Annotated in this window: 20 protein-coding genes; 7 read left to right on the top strand and 13 right to left on the bottom strand. The window is 70.7% G+C overall.

Annotation, left to right across the window (positions count from 1 at the left end):
- The first annotated feature begins 78 nt into the window (after positions 1 to 78).
- From FHS38_RS25760 to FHS38_RS25750, 3 genes are all read left to right on the top strand, one after another.
- Positions 79 to 771 carry an alpha/beta fold hydrolase gene (locus FHS38_RS25760; protein WP_184737360.1) on the top strand — a complete coding sequence of 231 codons (693 nt, stop codon included), beginning with the start codon at positions 79 to 81 and terminating at the stop codon, positions 769 to 771.
- Between the two features lie 173 nt (positions 772 to 944).
- Positions 945 to 1,226 carry a hypothetical protein gene (locus tag FHS38_RS25755; protein WP_308433501.1) on the top strand — a complete coding sequence of 94 codons (282 nt, stop codon included), beginning with the start codon at positions 945 to 947 and terminating at the stop codon, positions 1,224 to 1,226.
- 639 nt (positions 1,227 to 1,865) lie between these two features.
- The gene (locus FHS38_RS25750; protein WP_184737358.1) at positions 1,866 to 2,558 is read left to right on the top strand and encodes a class I SAM-dependent methyltransferase; all 693 of its coding nucleotides are present in this window, start codon (positions 1,866 to 1,868) and stop codon (positions 2,556 to 2,558) included.
- 387 nt (positions 2,559 to 2,945) lie between these two features.
- Here the strand turns inward: FHS38_RS25750 and FHS38_RS25745 are convergent, their stop codons facing one another.
- Positions 2,946 to 4,067: a serine hydrolase domain-containing protein gene (locus tag FHS38_RS25745; protein ID WP_184737356.1), complete on the bottom strand. Its 1,122-nt coding sequence runs from the start codon at positions 4,065 to 4,067 to the stop codon at positions 2,946 to 2,948.
- 130 nt (positions 4,068 to 4,197) lie between these two features.
- Between FHS38_RS25745 and FHS38_RS36170 the strand changes: the two genes are divergently transcribed.
- Positions 4,198 to 4,830 carry a TetR/AcrR family transcriptional regulator gene (locus tag FHS38_RS36170; RefSeq protein WP_184737354.1) on the top strand — a complete coding sequence of 211 codons (633 nt, stop codon included), beginning with the start codon at positions 4,198 to 4,200 and terminating at the stop codon, positions 4,828 to 4,830.
- Between the two features lie 488 nt (positions 4,831 to 5,318).
- Here FHS38_RS36170 and FHS38_RS25735 read toward each other — a convergent pair whose 3' ends face one another.
- The 12 genes from FHS38_RS25735 to FHS38_RS25680 all read right to left on the bottom strand — a co-directional run bounded on the left by FHS38_RS25735 (position 5,319) and on the right by FHS38_RS25680 (position 17,524).
- Positions 5,319 to 5,852: a flavin reductase family protein gene (locus FHS38_RS25735; protein WP_184737352.1), complete on the bottom strand. Its 534-nt coding sequence runs from the start codon at positions 5,850 to 5,852 to the stop codon at positions 5,319 to 5,321.
- A complete protein-coding gene (locus FHS38_RS25730) occupies positions 5,849 to 7,132 on the bottom strand; it encodes an ATP-grasp domain-containing protein (RefSeq protein WP_184737350.1) in 1,284 nt (427 codons plus the stop codon). Before FHS38_RS25730 ends, FHS38_RS25735 begins: the two co-directional genes overlap by 4 nt.
- On the bottom strand, positions 7,129 to 8,001 hold the full coding sequence (locus FHS38_RS25725) for an NAD(P)-dependent oxidoreductase (RefSeq protein ID WP_184737348.1): 873 nt from the start codon (positions 7,999 to 8,001) through the stop codon (positions 7,129 to 7,131). The genes FHS38_RS25730 and FHS38_RS25725 overlap by 4 nt, the downstream gene beginning before the upstream one ends.
- A 112-nt stretch (positions 8,002 to 8,113) precedes the next feature.
- On the bottom strand, positions 8,114 to 8,854 hold the full coding sequence (locus tag FHS38_RS25720; protein WP_184737330.1) for a TSUP family transporter: 741 nt from the start codon (positions 8,852 to 8,854) through the stop codon (positions 8,114 to 8,116).
- Complete coding sequence (locus FHS38_RS25715; protein ID WP_184737328.1) at positions 8,847 to 10,076, bottom strand: MFS transporter; 1,230 nt, start codon at positions 10,074 to 10,076, stop codon at positions 8,847 to 8,849. The genes FHS38_RS25720 and FHS38_RS25715 overlap by 8 nt, the downstream gene beginning before the upstream one ends.
- A gap of 1 nt (position 10,077) precedes the next feature.
- Positions 10,078 to 11,046, bottom strand: a complete 969-nt coding sequence (locus tag FHS38_RS25710) for a diiron oxygenase (RefSeq protein WP_229821952.1) — start codon at positions 11,044 to 11,046, stop codon at positions 10,078 to 10,080.
- Entirely contained in the window at positions 11,043 to 12,368 is a 1,326-nt protein-coding gene (gene ectB, locus FHS38_RS25705; RefSeq protein WP_184737326.1) for a diaminobutyrate--2-oxoglutarate transaminase, read from the bottom strand. The genes FHS38_RS25710 and ectB overlap by 4 nt, the downstream gene beginning before the upstream one ends.
- Positions 12,365 to 13,339 (bottom strand): 3-methyl-2-oxobutanoate hydroxymethyltransferase, encoded by a 975-nt coding sequence (locus FHS38_RS25700; RefSeq protein ID WP_184737324.1) that lies wholly within the window; start codon positions 13,337 to 13,339, stop codon positions 12,365 to 12,367. Before FHS38_RS25700 ends, ectB begins: the two co-directional genes overlap by 4 nt.
- Positions 13,329 to 14,498 (bottom strand): pyridoxal phosphate-dependent aminotransferase, encoded by a 1,170-nt coding sequence (locus FHS38_RS25695; RefSeq protein ID WP_184737322.1) that lies wholly within the window; start codon positions 14,496 to 14,498, stop codon positions 13,329 to 13,331. Before FHS38_RS25695 ends, FHS38_RS25700 begins: the two co-directional genes overlap by 11 nt.
- A 21-nt stretch (positions 14,499 to 14,519) precedes the next feature.
- Entirely contained in the window at positions 14,520 to 15,887 is a 1,368-nt protein-coding gene (locus tag FHS38_RS25690) for an LLM class flavin-dependent oxidoreductase (protein ID WP_184737320.1), read from the bottom strand.
- A gap of 234 nt (positions 15,888 to 16,121) precedes the next feature.
- On the bottom strand, positions 16,122 to 16,820 hold the full coding sequence (locus FHS38_RS25685) for a response regulator (RefSeq protein WP_184737318.1): 699 nt from the start codon (positions 16,818 to 16,820) through the stop codon (positions 16,122 to 16,124).
- The gene (locus FHS38_RS25680; RefSeq protein ID WP_184737316.1) at positions 16,817 to 17,524 is read right to left on the bottom strand and encodes a sensor histidine kinase; all 708 of its coding nucleotides are present in this window, start codon (positions 17,522 to 17,524) and stop codon (positions 16,817 to 16,819) included. Before FHS38_RS25680 ends, FHS38_RS25685 begins: the two co-directional genes overlap by 4 nt.
- A gap of 227 nt (positions 17,525 to 17,751) precedes the next feature.
- On the opposite strand from FHS38_RS25680, the gene FHS38_RS25675 reads away from it, so the two are divergent.
- The 3 genes from FHS38_RS25675 to ppk2 all read left to right on the top strand — a co-directional run bounded on the left by FHS38_RS25675 (position 17,752) and on the right by ppk2 (position 20,460).
- On the top strand, positions 17,752 to 18,966 hold the full coding sequence (locus FHS38_RS25675) for an ATP-grasp domain-containing protein (RefSeq protein ID WP_184737315.1): 1,215 nt from the start codon (positions 17,752 to 17,754) through the stop codon (positions 18,964 to 18,966).
- A 415-nt stretch (positions 18,967 to 19,381) separates the two neighbouring features.
- The gene (locus FHS38_RS25670) at positions 19,382 to 19,603 is read left to right on the top strand and encodes a hypothetical protein (RefSeq protein WP_184737313.1); all 222 of its coding nucleotides are present in this window, start codon (positions 19,382 to 19,384) and stop codon (positions 19,601 to 19,603) included.
- Complete coding sequence (gene ppk2 / locus FHS38_RS25665; RefSeq protein ID WP_184737311.1) at positions 19,603 to 20,460, top strand: polyphosphate kinase 2; 858 nt, start codon at positions 19,603 to 19,605, stop codon at positions 20,458 to 20,460. The genes FHS38_RS25670 and ppk2 overlap by 1 nt, the downstream gene beginning before the upstream one ends.
- The last annotated feature ends 203 nt before the right edge of the window (positions 20,461 to 20,663 follow it).

Here is a 20,663-nt window from a genome sequence, read left to right as displayed (position 1 = left end):
TGGCCGAAGCGATCGCACCGCTCTCGCCCCTAGTCTTGCTCGCGCGACCTCAGCTGTCCGGGGAAAACGGGAGATGCAATGAGCGAGAGCAAGCACCCCAGGAACATCGTCCTCGTCCATGGGGGATTCGTGGACGGCTCCGGATGGCAGGGGGTGTACGACCGGCTGAGCAAAGAGGGGTACCGCGTCAGCATCGTGCAGAACCCGACGCTGTCCCTCGAGGACGATGTCGCCACCACCCACCGGGTCCTCGACGCCCTGGAGGGGCGGGCCGTCCTGGTCGGCCACTCCTACGGTGGCGCTGTGATCACCCAGGCCGGCAACCACGAGAAGGTGACCGGCCTCGTCTACATCGCGGCATTCGCCCCCGACAAGGGTGAGTCGGTGAGCACCCTCATCGCCGACCCACCGCCCGGCGCTCCGGTGCCGCCCATCCTCCCGCCCAGGGACGGCTTCCTGTTCCTGGACCGCGACAAGTTCGCCGCCTCGTTCGCCGCCGACCTCCCCGCAGACCTCGCCGCCTTCATGGCCGACTCCCAGGTCCCCTGGGGCGTCGATGCGCTCAACGGCGCCGTGTCGCAACCCGCCTGGCGCACGAAACCGGCCTCGTATCTGGTGGCGGCCGACGACCGAATGATCCCTCCCCCGGCCCAGCACACCATGGCTGAACGTGCCGGGGCACGGACCGTCGAGGTACCCGGCAGCCACGCCGTCTACGTGTCCCGGCCGGGCACGGTGGCCGACTTCATCAAGCAAGCCGCCGACGGCTGACTGCGGAGCGACGTCCGAGCGTCCGCCGCACCCGGAAGGCCGGGCCCGGCGCGATCATTGCCACCGTTTCGCCGGATACGCCCCGTGTCAGCGCCGAGCCTCCCGCCCGGCGCCACCCGGCTGGTCCCCGGCGCCAGGAAGACGTTGCCGCCGCACTCGCGTCCGGCATCCCGGTGATCGCCCACCCCACCCCCGGACTGGTTGAATCCCTCGGCGAAGCAGGGATCTTCGCCTACCGCGACGACCTCAACGCGTGGATCCACGCCCTGATGTTCCTGCGGGACCCGAAGAACTGGGAAGAGGCCTCCCGCCGGGCGAAGGCCCGCTCCGAGGAACTGAGCGCGACCTCCGACCTCGACACCTGGTGCGACGCCGTCGAGTCGTTGTGCGACCTGGGACGACGGGAATTCCTCAGTGTGGGAAGCCAACCGGAATACAACGGAAACGCGCTGTAGTACGGCCGACCCAAGGGCTCATCGAATGCCCCGGCCCCGTTCGGCCGGGCTGGCCTCCTACAGCCCGACCACCACGGGCTCACTCTTCGTATGCAAGGGTGACAAGGACACCACCGACTACGGCCCCCGGGGGTCGCTCACCTCCTGGCCCGTCACCTCACGCCCGCTTCGCTGACACGCTCAGCAGGCCGCCCCGCTCATGGCCATCAGGGCGGCCTGCTGTGGAGCGCGCGGAATCCTCCGGGGTCGGCCCAGCGCCCTGGACAGAGTCGAGAGCAGCTAAGGCCTGCATCTTCACGACTGGCTGCTCTTCGTCAAACGTCACAAGCTCCTGCCCTGGGCCGGGATCGACCACATCGAGGTGGGACCACGCTGAGACCCTGAGGCGCGCCCGAGCGGCATCGTCGTACATGCCAGAAGCGAGGGGCGGAAGTGGGCGATCTGGGACCGGCCGGCATGCCCAACCGGACCGCCCTTCCTCGCTGTGCTGGAACATTTCGGCGTCGACATCCGCGAGGCGCGGAGGCGATGACGCGAAATGCCCGCCCTCGCCAGGGGGGCGCTTGCTCCGGTGCCGGCCGCAGGCCGGCTGTGACGTGGTCTGTCGCCGCCTCTCTGCAGTCGTGTTGCGATGGACCCATGAGCCATATAGCGCGCGAAGGATACGAGGGAAGCGGGCCGGGAGCCATCACTCCGGACGGGTGCGCGGTCGAGCTGTACCTGCGGCTTCCGGCGGGCGACGAGCCCGACATCATCGAACGTGCCGCCCCTGCCGGGGCCGGCGTCCTGGAGCTGGGTTGTGGCGCGGGCCGCATCACGCATCCGCTGGTCCGCAGAGGTTTCACAGTGACCGCCGTCGATGAGTCACCCGAGATGCTGGAGCACGTCCACGGCGCTCGTACCGTCTGCAGTTCGATCGAGACCTTGGAACTCGACGAACGCTTCGACGTCGTGCTGCTGGCCTCGTTCCTGGTCCATACCGCCGGCCCAGGGGAACGCGAGGGACTGCTGCGGTCCTGTCGGCGGCATGTCGCGGACGACGGCTGCGTGCTGATCCAGCGGGAGGACCCGACCCGGCACGAGAATCTGCCGAAGGAGCGGGAGATCGACGGCGGTCTGATCCGCGTGGTGTCCTCCGATCCGGTGCACCCGGGCGTGCGGTCCGTCCATGTCGAATGCGTCTTCCCGGACGGGCGGTGGACCCAGACCTTCCTGTCCTGCCCCCTGACCGACGAGGCCTTCGAGCACGCTTTGGCGCAGGAAGGGCTCGTCGTCGACGCCTACCTCACCGACGACCGCACCTGGGTGCGGGCCCTTCCTGCCAAGGGGTGACGATCACGTAGTTCGCGATCCTGCTGGAAGGGTTGGGTGGCCGTGGTCGACACCCACCGTCCTTGAGAGAGAACACAGCCGTGATCAGCCCCGACAGCCACGGTGCCCGCATCCTGTGCGGGCAAGGCGCCGGAGTGCCCAGCACCATCGCCGCGGTCCTGCTCCGACTACGCGACCGGAAAGAGAGCCGGTCACCGTGACCCGGCGTTCGCGGGCTGCCCGTTCCATGTGAACGAGGGAGGTGTAGCCGCCGTCGGCCAGGTGCCCTGCGGGTCAACAGGCCACCACGGCGGTCCAGCCGACCATGGATGCTAGGCAGGGACCGGGAGTCGTGCATGCCTCCAGGCTCGCCATGACGGACGCATCCGGTCCGGAGACCACGGCCGGTCATCGTGGGCGGCCGCAGTAACCCTGCTCGAAGGCAGCCCAGAAGTCCTTGTCGATCCCTGTGTCGACGAACGAGTTCCAGTTGGTGTGGGCGACGAGTTGGTCGCGCCCGTCGCGGCTGTTGAGGGCGAAGGTCAGGTACCCGGGTGCGCTGCCCCCGTGGCCGTACGCGAGACCGCAGCCGGTGGCGTAGACGTAGACACCCAGGCCATAGGCGACAGCGGGCCGGGCGCTGCCGGTTGTTGGGACCGTGTCGGTGAGCATCTGGCGAAGCAGGTCCGAGGGCAGTAGGCGCCCTTGCAGCAGGGACCGGTAGAAGCGTGCCATGTCGGCCGCGGTCGTGACGAGGGCGCCCGATGCACCAGCCTCGGACGGGCTGAACGCGGTGACGTCAAACCGGGTACGGTCCGGCGCGTTCGGCAGCAGGAGCGAGACGTCCGCGTAGCCGTGGACATGGGCTCCGTCGATGGCGGTCTGCGCCAGCGGGTACGAGGTGTCACGCAGCCCGACGGGCGCGAAAACGCGGCGTTCGAGGTTGGTGCGCAGGTCGCGGTCGGTGATCCGCTCGACGATCAGGTCGAGCAGCAGGCAGTTGGTGTTGGAGTACCGGAACCGGGTGCCGGGAGCCGGGAAGTACCGGGGTTGGGCGAGGCCGATGCTGATCAGCTGGTCGCGGGGCCAGTACTGGTCAAGCTGGCGGAAGTGGGGAAGCAGCCCGTCGATGTAGTCGTACAGCCCACTCGTGTGGTTGAGCAGCTGACGGATGGTGATCGGCGTGCCGGACAGCGCGTTGTCGGTGCGGACCTGGTCGGGCAACAGGCTCTGCACGGTGTCGTCGAGTCTCAGTCGGCGCTCCGCGACGAGTTGCAGGACGACCGTTGCGGTGAAGGTCTTGGTGATGCTTCCGGCACGGAACTTCAGTTCCGGCCCCATCGGTGTGTCGGTGGACCGGTCGGCGACGCCGGCCGCGCCGAAGCGGTTGTCTGAACCGTCGCGGGCGAGCAGGAAAGCGCCTGGGTTGGGGTTCGGGTCCGCCACCACCTGATCGACCAGGGCCTGCAGGGCCGGGTCACGGCGGCCGACGGCCGTCTTTCCCTCACTGGCCGGGTGGGCGACGGCCATACCGGGTGGCAGCAGAAGAGCGAGAGCAATTCCCAGGCCTAACAAGCGGGTTGATCGTCGTCGGATCATCGAAAGCCCCCTTCCGATAACAATATAGACGTACGGTTATGGCACGCGATACCGTCCTCACGTGCCGAGAGTTGCCAATCATGACGCCCGCCACGGGCAGATCACCGATGCCGTCCAACGCCTGATCGTGCGGCACGGCCTCACCGCCGTGACCGTCGCGCGGACCGCCGCAGAAGCGGGCATGTCCGTCGGCCTGGTGCAGCACTACTTCACGACGAAGGATGAGATGCTGCTGGCCACGTTCACCCGCGTCAACGGGCGTTTCACCGCACGAGTGGACGAGCTGGTGAACCGAGGCGAGGCCGATGGCCGCGCCATCGCCGAGATGCTGCGGCAGGCGCTGGTGGAGCTCATACCGCTCGACGACGACCGCCGCGCCGAGTTTCTGGTCCGTCTCGCCTTCGCGGACCAGGCCGCGCACAACGCCCGTCTCGCCGCAGTCCAGAGAGAGACCCTCGCGGGCATCCGCTCACGCGTCGCCCAGGCCATCGGCAATGGCACGGTGTGTGGCGAGGTCGCCGAGCCTGTTGATGCCGCCGCCCAGGCCCTGCGGATCGTCGCGTTCACCGAAGGGCTCGCCCTGCACACGCACATCGACCCCGACGGCACACCGACATCGGCGATCCTCGCCGCGCTGGACGACCAACTCAGCCGCGTATTCAGCGGAACCTGTCGACGCGCACAGCTCAGCTAGAGGCGTGTCAACTACCGCCACGCCGGCTGCCGACTCACCGGATCCACCGCCAACCGTGCGGCGTCCGCAGCGCCGCGGCGGCGGCTGCGGTGAGACAAGTCTCCGCCACGGCGTCGGGACACGAATCGGCCGGCCGGTCCGAGACCCACCTGCGTCAGGGACACGGCGGGTGCGCGACCTGCGGACGAAACGTCCGGCACCCCCTCCAGCCGGCTCTCGCGCCGCGTCAGTTCGCTCCGCTCGCCCCCGCCCTGGGCACGCCGTTCCACATATCAAACGCTCAGGGCGCTCCAGGAACAGCAGGGCGGGTGCCTCCGCCCCGGCCACGCCGCATGTAGTCCTCCAGGGCCTGGTCGGACTTGCGCATGCCCCCTTGACGTGTCCGTCCGCGGACAGGGGTGCGTGGCCGCGACGTACAGGGGGGCTTGGGCGATGAGGTCACGCAGCGCAGGGGGGCGCAGCCCCTCGTGGAGCCTGCCCATAGGGGGTCACGTCGCTGAACTCTCTGGACTCCCCGGGGCAGGGGGCGTGCCCGGGGCCGCGTGCAGGGCCCCGTGCAGATGGACCAGGCTGCCCGCCGGGGAGCCGATCCGTACGTGCTCCACGGCACAGACGATCAACTCATGGTCACCCAGAGTGAGTTGACGGTGGCGCGTGCCGACCAGCCACGCGGCACAGTCGTCGAGCAGCGGCACCCCGTGCGGGCCGGTGTGCCAGCGGGTGGGCGGCGCGAACCGGTCGACGCCGACGGCCGCGAACCGCTCGGCCACGTCGCGCTGGGCGGCGCCGAGCAGCTGGATCCCGAACCTCTGGCAGTCCTTGACCCTGGCCCAGGTCGAGGACGTCTCGGCGAGCGCGAAGGAGACCAGCGCCGGTTCGGCGCTCACCGAGGTGAACGAGGTGATCGTCACCCCGGCGGGGCCGGAGGGCGTGGCCGCGGTGAGCACCGCGACACCGGAGGCGTGCCCCCGCAGTGCGGTGCGCAGCTGACCGGCGCCGACCGTGGGCGCCGCGGTGGTCACGAGTCCGTCCCCGAGGGCGTGGTGCCGAGCAGCCGTTCGGGTCGGGGGGCCACGGCCGCGATGGAGCGCGGTGTGCCCGACGCCGTGTCGGGCCGGGTCTTGATGGTGATCCGGGCGGCCAGCTCGTGGGCCAGGGCACGCGCTTCGTCGGCCGACTCGGCACGGACGATGAGCAGCCCGGACCGGTCGTACGACCAGGCGATGGGGGCCACCGTGTCACCGGGCGCCACGGAGAGCTGCAGGGCCACCACCCGCGGATCGGCGCGCACCTCGTCGGCTCCGGTGACGGACTCGACGATGCCCGGCTCGGCGGTCAGGAAACGGATGGCGCCGCCGCCCCTGGCCGGGCCCGGCGTGATGGGCGCGGTACGGTCCGCGTACCAGAGGAAGCCCAGCGCGTCGATGTCGGTCCCGTACACCTCGTGGGCCAGGTCGGTGATCCGGTCACCGCCGCGCCGGTTGTGGGACTCCACCAGACGGGGGCCGTCGGAGGTGAGGATCACCTCGGTGTGCGAGGGGCCGTCCTTGACTCCGACGGCGTCCAGCATCCGGGTGACCAGCGAATCGATCCGGGCCGTGGCGTCCGCGTCGAGGCCCGCCGGCTGTACGTGCCCGACCTCGACGAACGAGTCCAGCTTCTCCTTGGCCGTGTACGCGACGACCACGTGCTCGCCCGCGAAGCTGAACGCCTCCACGCTGAACTCGGGGCCCTGCAGATACTGCTCCATCACGAACGTGTGCAGCCCGAACTCCGCTGCCCAGGCCGCGACCTCCGCGACCGCGTCGGGCCCCTGCACCAGCCGCACGCCAAGGCTGCCGGATCCGTACCTGGGCTTGATCACCGCGGGACCGAACTCGGCGACGAAGGCGCGGATGTCGGCCTCGTCGTGCCCCAGGCGGGCGGCGACCCCTTCGATGCCCCGCTCGGCGAGCAGTTCCCGGAAGGCCAGCTTGTCCTGCAGCACGCGGACGGTGTCGAGGCCGGTGCCCGGCAGGCCGAGCGCCGTCGTCGCGGCCGCTGCCGACTCCAGGCCGTCTTCGATGATCGAGACGACCCGGGCCAGCGGCCGGTGCCGGTGCACGGCGGCGAGGAGATCCGCGACGGCCTGCGGGTCGCGGTAGTCCGTGAGGTGGGCCTCGGCCACCAGCTCCAGGCCCGACGGGTCGAGTTCGTGCGGGCCGTGCACCCAGACGATGTCGAAGCCGGCCTTCCGTGCCTTCTTCAGGGCGGCCACCTGGCCGCCGATGACCGCGATCCGCGGTGCGTTCCCGTGCGTCATGCGCGCAGCTCCCGTCCCGATGCGTTCTCCAGCCAGCGCACGACCTCGACGTTGTCGGCGCCCGCCGGCAGTTCGTCGTGCGCCTTCTCCCACAGCTCCTGGCAGGCGTGACCGAAGGCGGCGGGGCCGCCCGCGGAGTCGAGCAGCGACGTGCCGATGCGGATGTCCTTGAGCATCAGGCGCAGCGCGAAGCCCGAGTCGAAGGTACCGGGCAGCACATGGTCGGGGAGCTTGGTCTGCGAGGCGTGGTTGCGGCCGGTGGACGCGTTGATCACCTCCAGCATCGCCGCGGGTTCGAGGCCGAACGCCCGCCCGGCGAGCATGACTTCGGCGACCGCGGCGAGATTGACCGCGGAGAGCAGGTTGTTGAGCGCCTTCAGCGCGTGGCCCGCGCCCGCGGGACCCACCCGGTACACCTTGCCGAGCGCGCCGAGTACGTGCTCCGCCCGTGCCACGTGCTCGGGTTCGCCCGCGGCCATCAGCGTCAGCTCACCCGCGCGCGCGGCGGCCGGGGAGCCGGAGACCGGCGCGTCCACCACGGACACCTCGTGCGCGGCGGCCGCGCGGCCGAGGGCCAGCGTGTCCTCGGGTGCAGAGGAGCCCGTGTCGACGATCAGGGAGCCCGCGGCGAGGTGCGGGAGCAGCTCATCGGCCACCTGTCGAACTGCCGCTCCGTCGGGGAGCATGGTGACCACCACCGGCGCGGCCAGGTCCGCGATGCCCTTCGCCGTGCGCACGCCCGGGTGCTCACCGGCCGCCGCGGCGACGCTCGGATCGGCGTCGTACGCGACCACGTCGAACCCGCGCTCCGCGAGGCGACGGCACATCCCTCCGCCCATGGACCCCATTCCCGCAAATCCCACCCGCATGATCCGATCCGTTCCTTTCTCGGTACGTGTTGCTCGCGCGTCCGAGCGGACGCGCTCATGCTGTTCCGGCGCGCTCATGCTGTTCCGGCGCGGTCGTGGCGTAGCGCCGCTCTCATCCCGTGCCGATGGCGGCCAGCCCCCGGACGAGGAGGACGAGCGCCGCGACGACCGCGAGGACGAGCACCGCCCCGCGCATCCGGCCGCCGCCGTCCACCCGCCGCCGGACCGGCCCCGACAGCGCGAACCCTGCCACCACCGCAGGCAACAGCAGGGCCCCGAAGGCAAGTTGCTGGCCCGGCAGACGGCCTACGACGGTGAGGGAGCCGAGCGAGAGCAGCGTCCCCGCCGTGTAGAAGACGCTGAGGGTGCCGCGGACCGTGGGCCCGGGCTCCCGGTGGTAGACGAGCGCGATGAACGGCCCGCCGATGGACGACGTCGTCCCGGTGAGGCCCGCCACGGCACCGGAGGCGAGCAGCGTGCCCCGGTTCCTGGGCAGCCTGGCCGGGTCGAAGGCGAGCAGCGAGACGACGCCCAGGGTGATGCCCGCCGAGAGCAGGTCGAGCGTCGACACCGAGACCACGAGGATCACGTACGAGGCCGCCACCGTGCCCACGATCCGCCCGGCCATCGCCCAGGAGACGCCGTACCAGTCGGTGTGGGAGATCTCCCGGACCGCCCCGAGCGCGGCCAGGACGGCGGCGACCAGGAGCAGTGACCCCGGCATGAGACTCGGCGCGGCGATCTGCACCACCGGCGCCGACACCAGGGCGAGACCCACCCCCAGGCTGCCCTGGACCAGCGCGCCGAGGAACACCGCGGCGGACGCGAAGACCAGGACGGACAGTTCAGGCATCGACGGGCACTCCTGCGCGCATCCGCTCCCCGGCCGCGCGGGCGACCCGCTCGGCCGCGACGCCCGCCACCACGAGCACCGCCGCGGCCACCACCCAGCCGAGCGAACCCGAGCCGAGCAGCAGCCCGGTGACCATCACGGGGCCGAGGACCCGCTGTCCGGCCACGCTCAGATTGAAGACGGACAGATAGCGTCCGCGCTGCTCCTCGGGGGCCAGGGCGATGGACAGGTCCCACACCGCGGAGTTGGCGATCACCTCGGCCAGGGACAGCGTCACCACGGCGGCGGCCAGCCACGCCACCGCGGGCCCGCCCGCGACGGAGCCGGACGCGGCGAAGCACAGACTGCTCACCGCGAGCACGGCGCCCGTCCACGTCAGCATCCGGGTGGTGCGCCGCTGGCCGGTCGCCAGCTTGCTGACCGGGATCTGCAGCACCACGACGAGCACGGTGTTCAGCGCGAACAGCACGGACACGGTGGCCCGCGGGGCATCCGTGTGCTCCAGGATCCACACGGGCATAGCGACCAGCAGCATCGTGTCGAAGAAGAACAGCAGGAAGTTGAGCCCGGTCAGCGTCAGATAGCGCGCGTCGGGCAACACCCGGCCCTTGACCTGCCGTTCCGCTGCGCCCTCCGGGGCGGCCCCGGCCGTCGGCTCGGCCAGCTCGGACACCCGCAGCACGAGCACCGCACCGCCGAGGAAGGCGAGCCCGATGGCGACCAGCGTGACCCGGTAGGCGGCCTGGGTGTCGCTGGCGAGCGCCACGCCGGCCGCCATCGCGCCGACCCCGAGTCCGCAGTTGCGTACGACGTTGACCACCGCGAGGAGCCGGGTGCGCTCCTGACGCTCCGGCACGGCCACGGCGACCAGTGCCTGGAGTACCGGAGGCCCCGCCCGGTCGCACGCCACCGCGCACAGCGTCACCGCCATGAACTGCCAGAAGTCCGTGACGAAGACGTACGCCACACAGCACGCCCCCCGCCCCAGATACACCGCGGCGAGTACCCGCCGTGCCCCGTACCGGTCGGCGAGGACCCCGCCGAGCAGCGAGATCCCCAGGGCCACGACACCGGCGAGGGCGAGCCCGGAGGCCACCTGGTTCGCCGAGAGGTCCACTTGCCGGGTGAAGTACGCCATGGAGCTCGCCATGAACAGGCCGATGCCGAGCGACTGGACGAGGGCTGCGGCGGCGAGCCTGCGCCCGCCCGCGGTGAGCTTCACGTCACTCGGTCCCGAAGTCGAAGTCGACCTGGTCCTCGAGCTCCATCTCGCGCACGATGCGCCGTACCCCGGAGAAGTCGCGCACCAGCAGGCCGGCGCCGGCCTGGCGGCGGCAGTCCTCGACGATCTCGTCGGCCTTCTCGAACCCGGCCGCCCGCAGGATGCCGGGCCACACCGCGAAGTCCTGCTCCACGAAGGCGTGCAGCGCCTTGGGCAGCGAGTCGACGAAGGTGCGGCGCTGTTCGGCGTTCATGTGCACGTACAGCGCCTTGGCGACCTCGACCATGACGGAGGAGTGCGCGGACTCGTCGCGGGCGTGCAGCCGGGGCACCAGGGCGTGCAGCGGCTGGACGGTCTTGTCGCGGGAGAGCAGTTCCAGATAGGCGTTGACGCTGATCTCCGAGACGGTCGTCCACACCAGCTTCAGCAGGTCGCGCTCCCAGCGCTCCGACGCCTTCGCGTCGGCCTCGAGGAGCCGGCGATAGGTGACCGTGTGCGGGTAGGCGGGCTCGCCGGTGATCTGCCGGACCTCGCGGGTGCGCTGCATCGCGATCATGTGCATGTACGTGTGCCAGACCTCGTCCACGTGCGTCTGCTGGACGGCGCGCTTGAGCTGGACGTGGTCGGCACCGGGAAAGGCGCCGTGCATGATCATGGCGAAGGTCGGGTTGGCGACGTACTCCTCGGCCGCGATGACCCGCTCGTTGTAGACCAGCCAGGCCATGGTGAGGACCTTCTGGCGCTGCTCGGGCGTGGCCGCGAGGTACAGGGGGTGCTCGGCGAACGGCAGCAGGTGCTCCGGGTAGTCCGGCAGCCGCTCGTCGTACTCCTCCGGCTCCGATATCTGGTCCAGATCGGTGCGGATCGTGGCGCGCCGCGGCCAGGAGTCGGCGATCCGGCGCAGCACGGTCTCGTCGATGCCGCCCTCGTGGTCGCCCTCGATGGTCTGCTCGTGCTCGGCGATGCTCAACTCAAGTCCCCTTCGGATACGTGGTCCTGTGCGGCCGACGCGATGGAGTCGGCGAGGATGGCGAGGCCGGGCGCCAGCTCTTCGGCGTCCGCCACGATCGGCGGCATGATCTTGAGGACCTGGCCGCGGGCGCCGGACGTCTCCACCAGGAGACCGCGCGTGAAGGCGGCCCGTGACACCCGGTCCGCGAGCGTCGGGTCGGTGAAACCGAGCCCACGGATCAGGCCGCGGCCCAGCACGGTGCAGCCGAGGTCCGCGAACGTGGCGGCCAGTTCGGTGAGCCGGTCCTCCAGGGCGGCGGCGTTGCGCCGCACCTGCGGGGCGAACTCCGGATCCGCCCAGCGGTCCAGGCAGGCCGTGGCGGTGACGAAGGCCAGGTTGTTGCCGCGGAAGGTGCCGCTGTGCTCGCCGGGGCCCAGCTGGTCGAGCTCGGGGCGGACCAGGACGAGGGCCATCGGCAGGCCGAAGCCACTGATGGACTTGGACAGGCAGATCAGGTCGGGGACGATGCCCGCCTCTTCGAAGCTGAAGAAGGTGCCGGTGCGCCCGCATCCTGCCTGGATGTCGTCGACGATCAGCAGGATGCCCCGCTCGCGCGCCACTTCGGCGAGCCTGCGCAGCCACGGCGTGCTCGCCGCCGCGAGGCCGCCCTCGCCCTGCACGGTCTCCACCACGAAGGCCGCGGGCAGGTCGATGCCGCTGCCCGGGTCGTCGAGCAGGCGGGTGAGGTAGTCGATGGTGTCGACGCCTTCGCCCGCGTACCCCTCGTACGGCATCCGCGTGACGTGACCGAGCGGCACCCCGGCCGCCCCGCGCTTGAACGAGGTGGCGGATGCGGCGAGCGCGCCGAGCGAGAGGCCGTGGAAGCCGCCGGTGAAGGCGACGATGTCGGTGCGTCCGGTGACCCGGCGGGCCGTCTTGAACGCCGCCTCGACGGCGTTGGTGCCGGTCGGCCCGGTGAACTGCACCCGGTGGTCGAGCCCGCGCGGCGCGAGCACCACATCGCGGAAGCGGTGCAGGAACGCGGCCTTGGCGCCGGTGTGCAGGTCGAGGCCGTGGACAGGCCCGTCGGCCTGCAGGTACGCGATGAGGGCGGCGCGCACCTCGGGCGGGTTGTGGCCGTAGTTCAGCGCACCGGCGCCCGACAGGAAGTCGATGTACTCGCGGCCTTCCGCGTCCCACATGCGGTGTCCCGCCGCCCGCGTGAAGACGGCGGGAAAGCGCCGGCAGTAGGTGCGTACGGCCGATTCGAGCTCGTCGAAGACGGCCGTGTCCGATCCGGGGGTCGCCGGCCCTGCGGTGACCGGTTCGGCGGTGGTCATGAGGCACTCCAAGGGTCGATGCCGGTGATCTCGGCCGTCTCACGGGGGGTCAGGGCGGTGCGCGGGGAGAGCGGGAACCAGCCGGCGACGCTGAGCCGCAGCAGTTCGCGCATGCGGTCGGCGATCAGCTCCGGGGTGTACCGGTCGGGCACCTCGGCCGCGTCGATGACCGGGGTCGGCGGGAAGTAGCGGCCGCCCGGGACGGGGCGTACGACGGCGTCCCACAGGTTGAGGCTCTGGCCGCCCCAGCGGGCCCGGCCGCTGAACACCGAGTACAGCGGAAGGCCTTCGGGGTGCGGCCGGCTCAACGCCTGGTTCACGGCCTCGCTGACCATCTCGACGATCAGCCCGCAGCCGCCCGCGGCCCGGGCCCTGCGGGCCTGCGCGAAGAGCGCGAGCGCGCCGTCCACGGCGTCGCCGTGCCGGGCCAGGCCGCCGCTCTGCGGGGTGTAGCCGAGGTGCGCCAGGGTGGGCGTGCCGGTCGCGGCCACCGCCTCGATGCAGTCGAACTCGGCCTCGCCCGCCACCTCGATCTTGACGGCGTCCGCGCCGGCCGCGACGAACCGGTCGGCGGCGGCCCGGGCCGTGGCCGGGCTGCGGGTCGTCCCGTCCGGCAGGTCGGCGAGCAGGAACGGCCTCCTGGCAGCCGGGAATTCGGCGTCCAGCGCCTTGCGCACCTCGGCCACCAGGCCGGTGAGGGTGGCGAGGCCCCACTCCTGCTCGGCGTCGCCGGTCAGCGTGGTGCCGCTGCGGCCCAGGTGGGTCATGAAGTACGAGTCGCCGACCATCACGCATTCGACGGGGGCGTCGTGCAGGTCCGGCGCGCGCAGCGCCTCGGCGAGGCCCTCCACCTCGTAACCCCGATACGCGTTGATCTTGAGTCCGAGTTGTGCCGGGCTGTCGTACCGGTGCAGATACGGAGCCAGCGCGGCAGCCGCCGCCGGCCTGGCCACGGTGGTGTCAACGGTCACGGCCACCCTCCCAGTAGATCTTGTTGATACGGCCGATGGCGTCCGTGACGACCTCTTCGGGTGCCGCGGTGAAGCAGAGCCGGGCCCAGCCGTCGCAGTGGGCGCCGAACACCCGGCCCGGTGCGAGTCCCACCCCCGCCTCGGCGCAGCGACGCACGAACTCCGCGCCGTCGCCGTACCGGCTCAGGTCGAGGAAGGTGTAGAGCCCGCCCTTGATGCGGGTGTGCGGGATCTCCAGGGCGGCGTCGGCGAGTCGCCATGCGCGCTCGGCCGCCGCCCGGCGCCGCGCGAGCTCGTCGGCGGGTGTGGCGAGCGCCCGGAACGCGGTGTACTGCGCGGCCGTGGAGACCGAGTACAGCGTGTGCAGCGACCACTTGGTGAGGATCTCCTCCGCGCCGGGCGGCGAGATCAGGTGGCCCACGCGGGCGCCGGGCATCGCGTACGTCTTGCTGCAGCTGTGCACCGAGAAGGTGCGCTCCGCCGCGCCGGGGACGGTCGCCGTGTCGAGGAAGCCGCCGTCGCTGAAGTCGTAGTTCTCGTACGCGTTGTCGGCGATCAGCCACAGGTCGTGCCGTGCGGCGAGCTCGGCGAGCGCGCCCAGGGCACGCTCGTCCAGGCGGAAGCCCGTCGGATTGTTGGGGTTGTTGAAGTAGATCGCCCGGGTGCGCGGTCCCACGGCCCGCTCGATCGCGGCGATGAAGTCGAAGTCGGGGTCCTCACTGAGCTCCAGGAAGACCGGCACCTCGCGCGGCGTCCCGCCGGCCGCCCACACGAGGCCGGTCGCGAACAGCCATTGCGGGGACAGGATGAGGACCTCGTCGCCCGCACCCAGGATGGCGTGCAGGGTCACCGCGATGGCGTGGGTGGCGCCGCTCGTCACCAGGATCTGCCCGGGGTCGACGGGGGTGCCCCGGCGTCGGCTCGCCGCCTCGGCTAACGCCGAGCGCAGCGCGGGGACTCCGGCGGGCGGCGCGTGCTCGTGGGCCGCGATCCCGAACTCCGCGCGCTCCCAGGTGCTCGGCCGCGCGCAGGGCTCGAAGACGGTCTTGCCCTGCTGCAACGGCACCGGTTCGGTGTGCGCGCCAGAGCGCAGCAGCCGGTCGACGGTCACCAGTGGGGAGGGCGGTATCTCGCTGAGGGTTCTGGCAAAGGAAGGCATGGGGGGTGCTCACTCCTGGACTTAAAACGGGCCCGTGCTGAGCGGGAGTTCGGCTGCGGCGCCCCGGGCGGGCCGGTCGATGCCGAGGTTTCCGCGCAGGGTGGTGCTCTCGTACTCAGTGCGGAACAGGCCCCGGCGCTGCAGTTCGGGCACCACGAGGTCGACGAAGTCGTCCAGGCCCTCGGGGAGCACGGGCGGCATGACGTTGAAGCCGTCGGCGGCCTCCCCGGTGAACCACTCCTCCATGAGGTCGGCGACGTCCTGGGGGGTGCCGATGACGACGCGGTGCCCACGGCCCCCGGTCAGGGACTGGTACAGCTCCCTGACCGTCAGACCCTCGCGGCGCGCCTTGTCGTAGACGAGCTGCTGGCGGCTGGTGCTGCCTTGGGTGGGCGGCAGTTCGGGCAGCGGCTCGTCCAGCGGGAAGCCCGAGATGTCGATGTCGCCGAGGAGCTGGGTGAGCAGCCCCAACCCGACCACCGGGTCGACCAGTTCCTGCAGTACCGCGTACTTGTCCTCGGCCTCGGCGCGGGTGCGGCCGATCACCGGGAAGAGACCGGGCATCACCTTCATCTGGTCGGCGTCGCGCCCGTAGGCGGCGGCCTGCTGCTTGATGCCGCGGTAGAACGTCCGGCCCTCGTCCAGGGTCTGGGCGGCGGTGAACACCACCTCCGCCCAGCGGGCGGCGAAGTCCTGGCCGTCCGCGGAGGCGCCCGCCTGGATGAGCACGGGGTAACCCTGGGGCGAGCGGGCCACGTTGAGCGGACCGCGCACCGAGAAGTGCTCGCCCTTGTGGTCGAGGACGTGCAGTCCTTCGGGATCGAAGTAGCGTCCGGACTCCTTGTCGTACCCGAACGCGTCGTCGTCCCAGCTGTCCCACAGGCCGGTGACGACCTCCATGAACTCCCTGGCCCGGTGGTAGCGCGACGCGTGGTCGGGCTGGGAGTCGCGGTTGAAGTTCTTCGCCTCGGCGTCCGTCACCGAGGTGACGATGTTCCAGGCGGACCGGCCTGCACTGAGGTGGTCGATCGAGGCGAACTTCCGCGCGATGTGGAACGGTTCGTTGTACGTCGTCGACGCGGTCGCCGCGAGGCCGATGTGCGTGGTGTGCACGGCGAGGGCGGACAGGAGCGTCAGCGGGTCGAACTGGAGGAAGCGGCCCCATCGGCTCAGCTCGTCGGCGTTGTTGTACGGGGTGCGGATGCCCACGCCGTCGGCGACGAAGAACATGTCGAACTTGCCGCGCTCGGCGGTGTGCAGGAGCTCTCGGTAGTGAGCGAAGTCCAGGCCGCCGTTCGCGCGAGCCGTGGGGTGCCGCCAGGAGGCGACGTGGTAGCCGGGGGCCAGGAGAAAGGCTCCAAGGCGGAGCGTACGGCGTGTCACGCCCATAGCAGGTCTCCGGTGTCCTTGCAGGGGGGAACTCTGGATCGAGACGGACACTAGATCAGGAGCCGAGAGGGGACACGGTTCTGCGTGCACTCTGGCTTTACCGCGGAAAGCTCCTTCTGCTTCTTTTGATTACCGTGCGGTAAAGTCCCGATGGCACCGGTGGAACGGCGCAGGCCCCGCACCCTTCGGGGAGTGGGGCCTGGTGACGCCGGGTGGCGCCCTCGTGGTGCGTGCTCAGCGGGGGCGCGTGCGGGAGGCACCGTGCGCGGACTCGTAGTGGTGCTCGGGGCGGCCGGCGCCCCCGTATTTCAGGTCGAGTCGGGCGCTGCCGCGCTCCTGCAGGTGCTTGAGGTATCGCTGCGCGGTGGAGCGGCTCACCCCGGTGCGGTCGGCCACCTCCTGCGCGGACAGCGCCTTGCCGGCCCGGAGCAGCACGTCGCGGATGTGCTCGGTGGTCGCCGCCGAGTACCCCTTGGGCGGCACTTCCGCCTGGACTGGTGCGTGGAGCGTGCCGAAGATCTCGTCCACCTCGCCCTGGCCCAGGGATTCCAACCGGTCGAGGCGGTCACGCATCTGGGCGTAGGACGTCAACTTGGCCCGCAGCGCGGCGAATCCGAACGGTTTGACCAGGTACTGCAGGACGCCGTTGCGCAGCGCCGAGCTCACCTGCTCCGCCCCGCGGGCCGCCGAGACCATGATGACGTCGGTCTCGTGGCCGAGCCGACGGAGCCTGCGCACCAGCTGCAGTCCGTCCTCGTCGGGAAGGTAGTGGTCGAGCAGTATCAGATCGACGCTGCCGCGTTCGACGGCCGTCAGCGCCTCGGCTGCCGTGTGGGCCCGGCCCGTGACGCGAAATCCCGGAATGCGGGATACATAGCGGGAGTTGATGTCGGCGACGTAGAAGTCGTCGTCCACGACCAGCACGTCGATCACGGTGCCGCTCCCGCCGCCACGGGCGGATTCCGGGGCAGTCGGACCGTGACCACGGCACCACCACCCGGCCGTTCGCCCAGCCGGACCGAGCCGCCGTAGCGTCGCGCGACGCCGTGGACGAGCGTGAGGCCGATCCCCCGACCGCGATGCGGCGGCGCCTTCTTCGTCGACCAGCCCTCGCGAAACACCGCCGCTCGCAGGGCGGTCGGCACACCCGGCCCGTTGTCGGCGACGCTCAGCACCGTGGCGTCGGGCTCCGCCCACATGCCGACCTCGACGAAGGGCTTCGCCGGCGGGTGCGCGGCTGCCGCGTCGACAGCGTTGTCAATGAGATTGCCGAGCACCGTCACCAGGTCGTGCGAAGCGACGGCAGGGCGGGACGGCGCCGGCCTGTCGGCGAGCCGGAGAGTGACGCCCCGCTCGGCTGCGGCTGCCCGCTTACCGGCGAGGAGGGCATGGAGGAGCGGCTCGGACCGCCGTTCCTGCGGCGGGTGCGGCTCCGGCGCGTGGTCCCGCTCCGGTGCGGGGTCTCGCCCCGGTGCACGGTCTCGCTCCGGAGCGGGATCGCCGGAGAGCTCCGCGACGAACTGCCGGGCCCGTGCGTACATTTCCAGATCGAGCAAGCCCGCGAGGGTGTGCAGGTAATTCGCCAGTTCGTGGTCACGAGCCGATGGCGTTCCGGCTAAAATTTGTTGATTCTTCAACTTCCCTCCAGTGCGTGCGCAAGATCAGAATCTTCGGTTCCTGTTCTTCCTACACGGTCAGAATGAGCAGAACAATCTTTCCGAGGTAAAGCTGAGGTATCTGCCAGGACGGCCCTGACCTGGGCTCACGCCCCTAGCCTTGATGCCGCACGCAGCCGTTGCGTGCTTTTCAGGAGTCCTGGGAGGTGCTGGTGAGATCTGGAGCAGAACGGAGTGTTCTGGCTTTCGTGGACAGCGACTATGCGGACACTCCGTACGACAAGTGGGCGGCTGATACGGGCGTACGGCCGCACCTCCTGGTCTCCGCGGCTAAATTCCCGCAGTACGAGCACGTTCCGGGCGCCGTCTCCCTCCCCGACTACCGCCAGGGCGGCGAAGCGGAGCGGACAGCTCTCGACCTCGCCGAGCGCACGCCGCCCAGCGCGGTGATCGCCCGCATGGAGGGCGACTTGCTGCGCGCGGCGCGACTGCGGGAGCTGCTCGGCGTGCCGGGCCAGGACTTCGCCAGCACCCTCGCGTTCCGCGACAAGGTCCACATGAAGACCCTGGTGCGTCAAAACGGCCTCGAGGTACCGGAGTTCGCACCGGTACGCGTGGCCTTCGACCTCTTCGGCTTCGTCCGCGAGCACGGCTACCCCGTGGTGGTGAAACCGGCCCTCGGTTCCGGTTCCACCGGCACCCAGGTGCTGCGCGGCCCCGCGGACCTGGCCCGGCTCCTCGCCGAAGGCCTGCCCGAACACGCCGAGGTGGAGCGGTTCGTGGAGGGTCAGATGTACGTGGTGGACGGGCTGGTGGCGGCGGGCGCACCGGTGGCCACGTTCGTCTCGCGCTACCTGAACGACTGCCTGTCCTTCCACGACGGCATATACCTGGGCTCGGCACAGCTCACCCGCGACCACCCGCTGACGGACCGGCTCATCGGCTATGCGCGAAGGGTCCTCGACGCGCTGCCCACCCCCGAGTGCGCCACCTTCCACCTGGAGGTCTTCCACACGCCCGACGACCGCCTCGTGCTGTGCGAGATCGGCAGCAGGACCGGCGGCGCGCTGACCGCCCCCGCCATCCACGCCGCCACCGGCTTCAACCTCGACGAGCAGTGGTTCCGGGCCCAGGTCGCCCCGCAGACCCTGACCGATGCCAGGATTCACGGCGTCGCGCCCGGCAAGAGCGCGGGCTGGGTCGTCTTCTACCCCGAACGGGGCACACTCGCGGCCCTGCCCGAGGACCCCCCGCCCTTCGTGGTGGAGAAACGCCTACGGGGCACGGTGGGCACGGCATACCAGGGGGGCGTGAAGTCCGCTCATTACCTGGCGGCTTACGTCCTGACCGGCGCCGACGACCAGGAGGTCGAGCAGCACGCCCAGGAACTCGCCCAGTGGTACGCCGCGGGGGTGCGGTGGACCGGACGCCACGGCGAGGACGACCACGCGTCCCTCAACTGACGGCAGGTCAAACCCACTTCGGCCCGTACGACACCTGGTGCTTCGGGGCGCTGCGCGACAAGGGGCTGCGACTCACGGTCCCCACCGGCACGCTCACCCTCGACGTGCCCGTCGCGGCACGGCCCGAGGACGTCGGACGGCAATCCTGCCCAGCAGCCACCTGAACCCGGGGGAAGCCGTCACGCCCTGCGGCTCGTACACCGGCGGCCGCGCCCTCTCGATATGAATTTGCGCCTTTCAGCCGGCGCATACCGAACAAAGAAGGGCCCCGGCCAGAGGATGGCCGGGGCCCTTTCACCTGCACGAGGGAGCGACGTCGCTCAGCTCAGCACATCGTGACGGTGGCCGTCGCATCCGCAGTGTTCACGGACCGGTATCCGGACCTGGAGGCACCGTCCCTGCTGAGGAGCGTCGCGTGGACGCCGCTGGTGCTGAAGGTGTGCGCGTCCAGGGCAGCGACCTCGGCATCGGTCGGGCTCCGGTGACGGACATGACGTGCGAGGTGTCACGCATCGTTATCGTTCCCTTCCCGATGTGTCGCGGCTACCCGGCGGGCGGCCGCGGCACCGGCATCCTGGTGCGTGCCGGTGCCCTGCGCGCCCGGATCCGTACAGATCACGAGGAGGTCGACAGGTGATGAACAGGGAACGGCGTACGGAAGAGCCCGGGCGCCCTGACCGGCTGCCGCGCGCCTTGTACGAACAGGAGTTGTTCCGGCTCCAGACGGAGCTGGTGAAGATGCAGGAATGGGTGCGTGCCGAAGGCGTGCGGCTGGTCGTCGTGTTCGAAGGGCGCGACGCGGCGGGTAAGGGTGGGGCGATCAAGCGGGTGACGGAGCATCTCAATCCGCGCCTCGCACGTGTGGTCGCCCTGCCCAAGCCGACGGAACGCGAACGTGGGCAGTGGTACTTCCAGCGCTACACAGAGCACCTGCCGGCCGCAGGTGAGATCGTGTTCTTCGACCGCAGCTGGTACAACCGCGCCGGTGTGGAGCACGTCATGGGCTTCTGCAGCCCCCGGGAACACCGGCGTTTCCTCCAGCAGTGCCCCGTCTTCGAGCGGCTCCTGGTCGAGGACGGCATCCTCTTGCGCAAGTACTGGTTCTCCGTCAGCGACGCGGTCCAGGAACAACGGTTCCGCAACAGACTGGAGGATCCCACCCGGCGGTGGAAGCTGTCGGAGATGGACCTGGAGTCCATCACCCGCTGGGAGTCGTACTCCCGGGCCAAGGACGAGATGTTCGTACACACGGACACCTCCGAGGCACCGTGGTATGTCGTGGAGAGCGACGACAAGCGCAGTTCGCGCGTCAATATGATCGCGCATCTGCTGTCCACCATTCCCTACCACGAGATCCCGCGACCCGAGCTGACCTTGCCGCCGCGCCCGGCCTCCACGGGCTACGAGCGGCCCGCGCGCGACCTCCAGACCTACGTCCCCGACCACGCCGGTGCACTGCTCCGCGGAACCGCCGGAACCGCCAGCACTCCGTGAGGCCCGCCCGTCGCACGCCCAGCCGACCGAGACGCCCGTCAGGGCGCGGGCTGTCCCGTGGCTCAGGCCTCCCCTTGCCCTCACGCCGCTTTCCCGGACACCCGCGAGGCTCACGCCCGCTCACGACGGACCGGCGCATGATGGAAGAGGCGCTCTACCTTCCTGACCGGGACGCTCACGGTCGGACCGCGCCAGACGGAAAG

Origin of the sequence: Streptomyces netropsis, from assembly GCF_014203545.1 — a bacterium.
Taxonomy (GTDB): Bacteria; Actinomycetota; Actinomycetes; order Streptomycetales; family Streptomycetaceae; genus Streptomyces; species Streptomyces netropsis.
The sequence above is the reverse complement of the archived record's forward strand: the minus strand, read 5'-3'. Positions and strand labels throughout refer to the sequence as shown.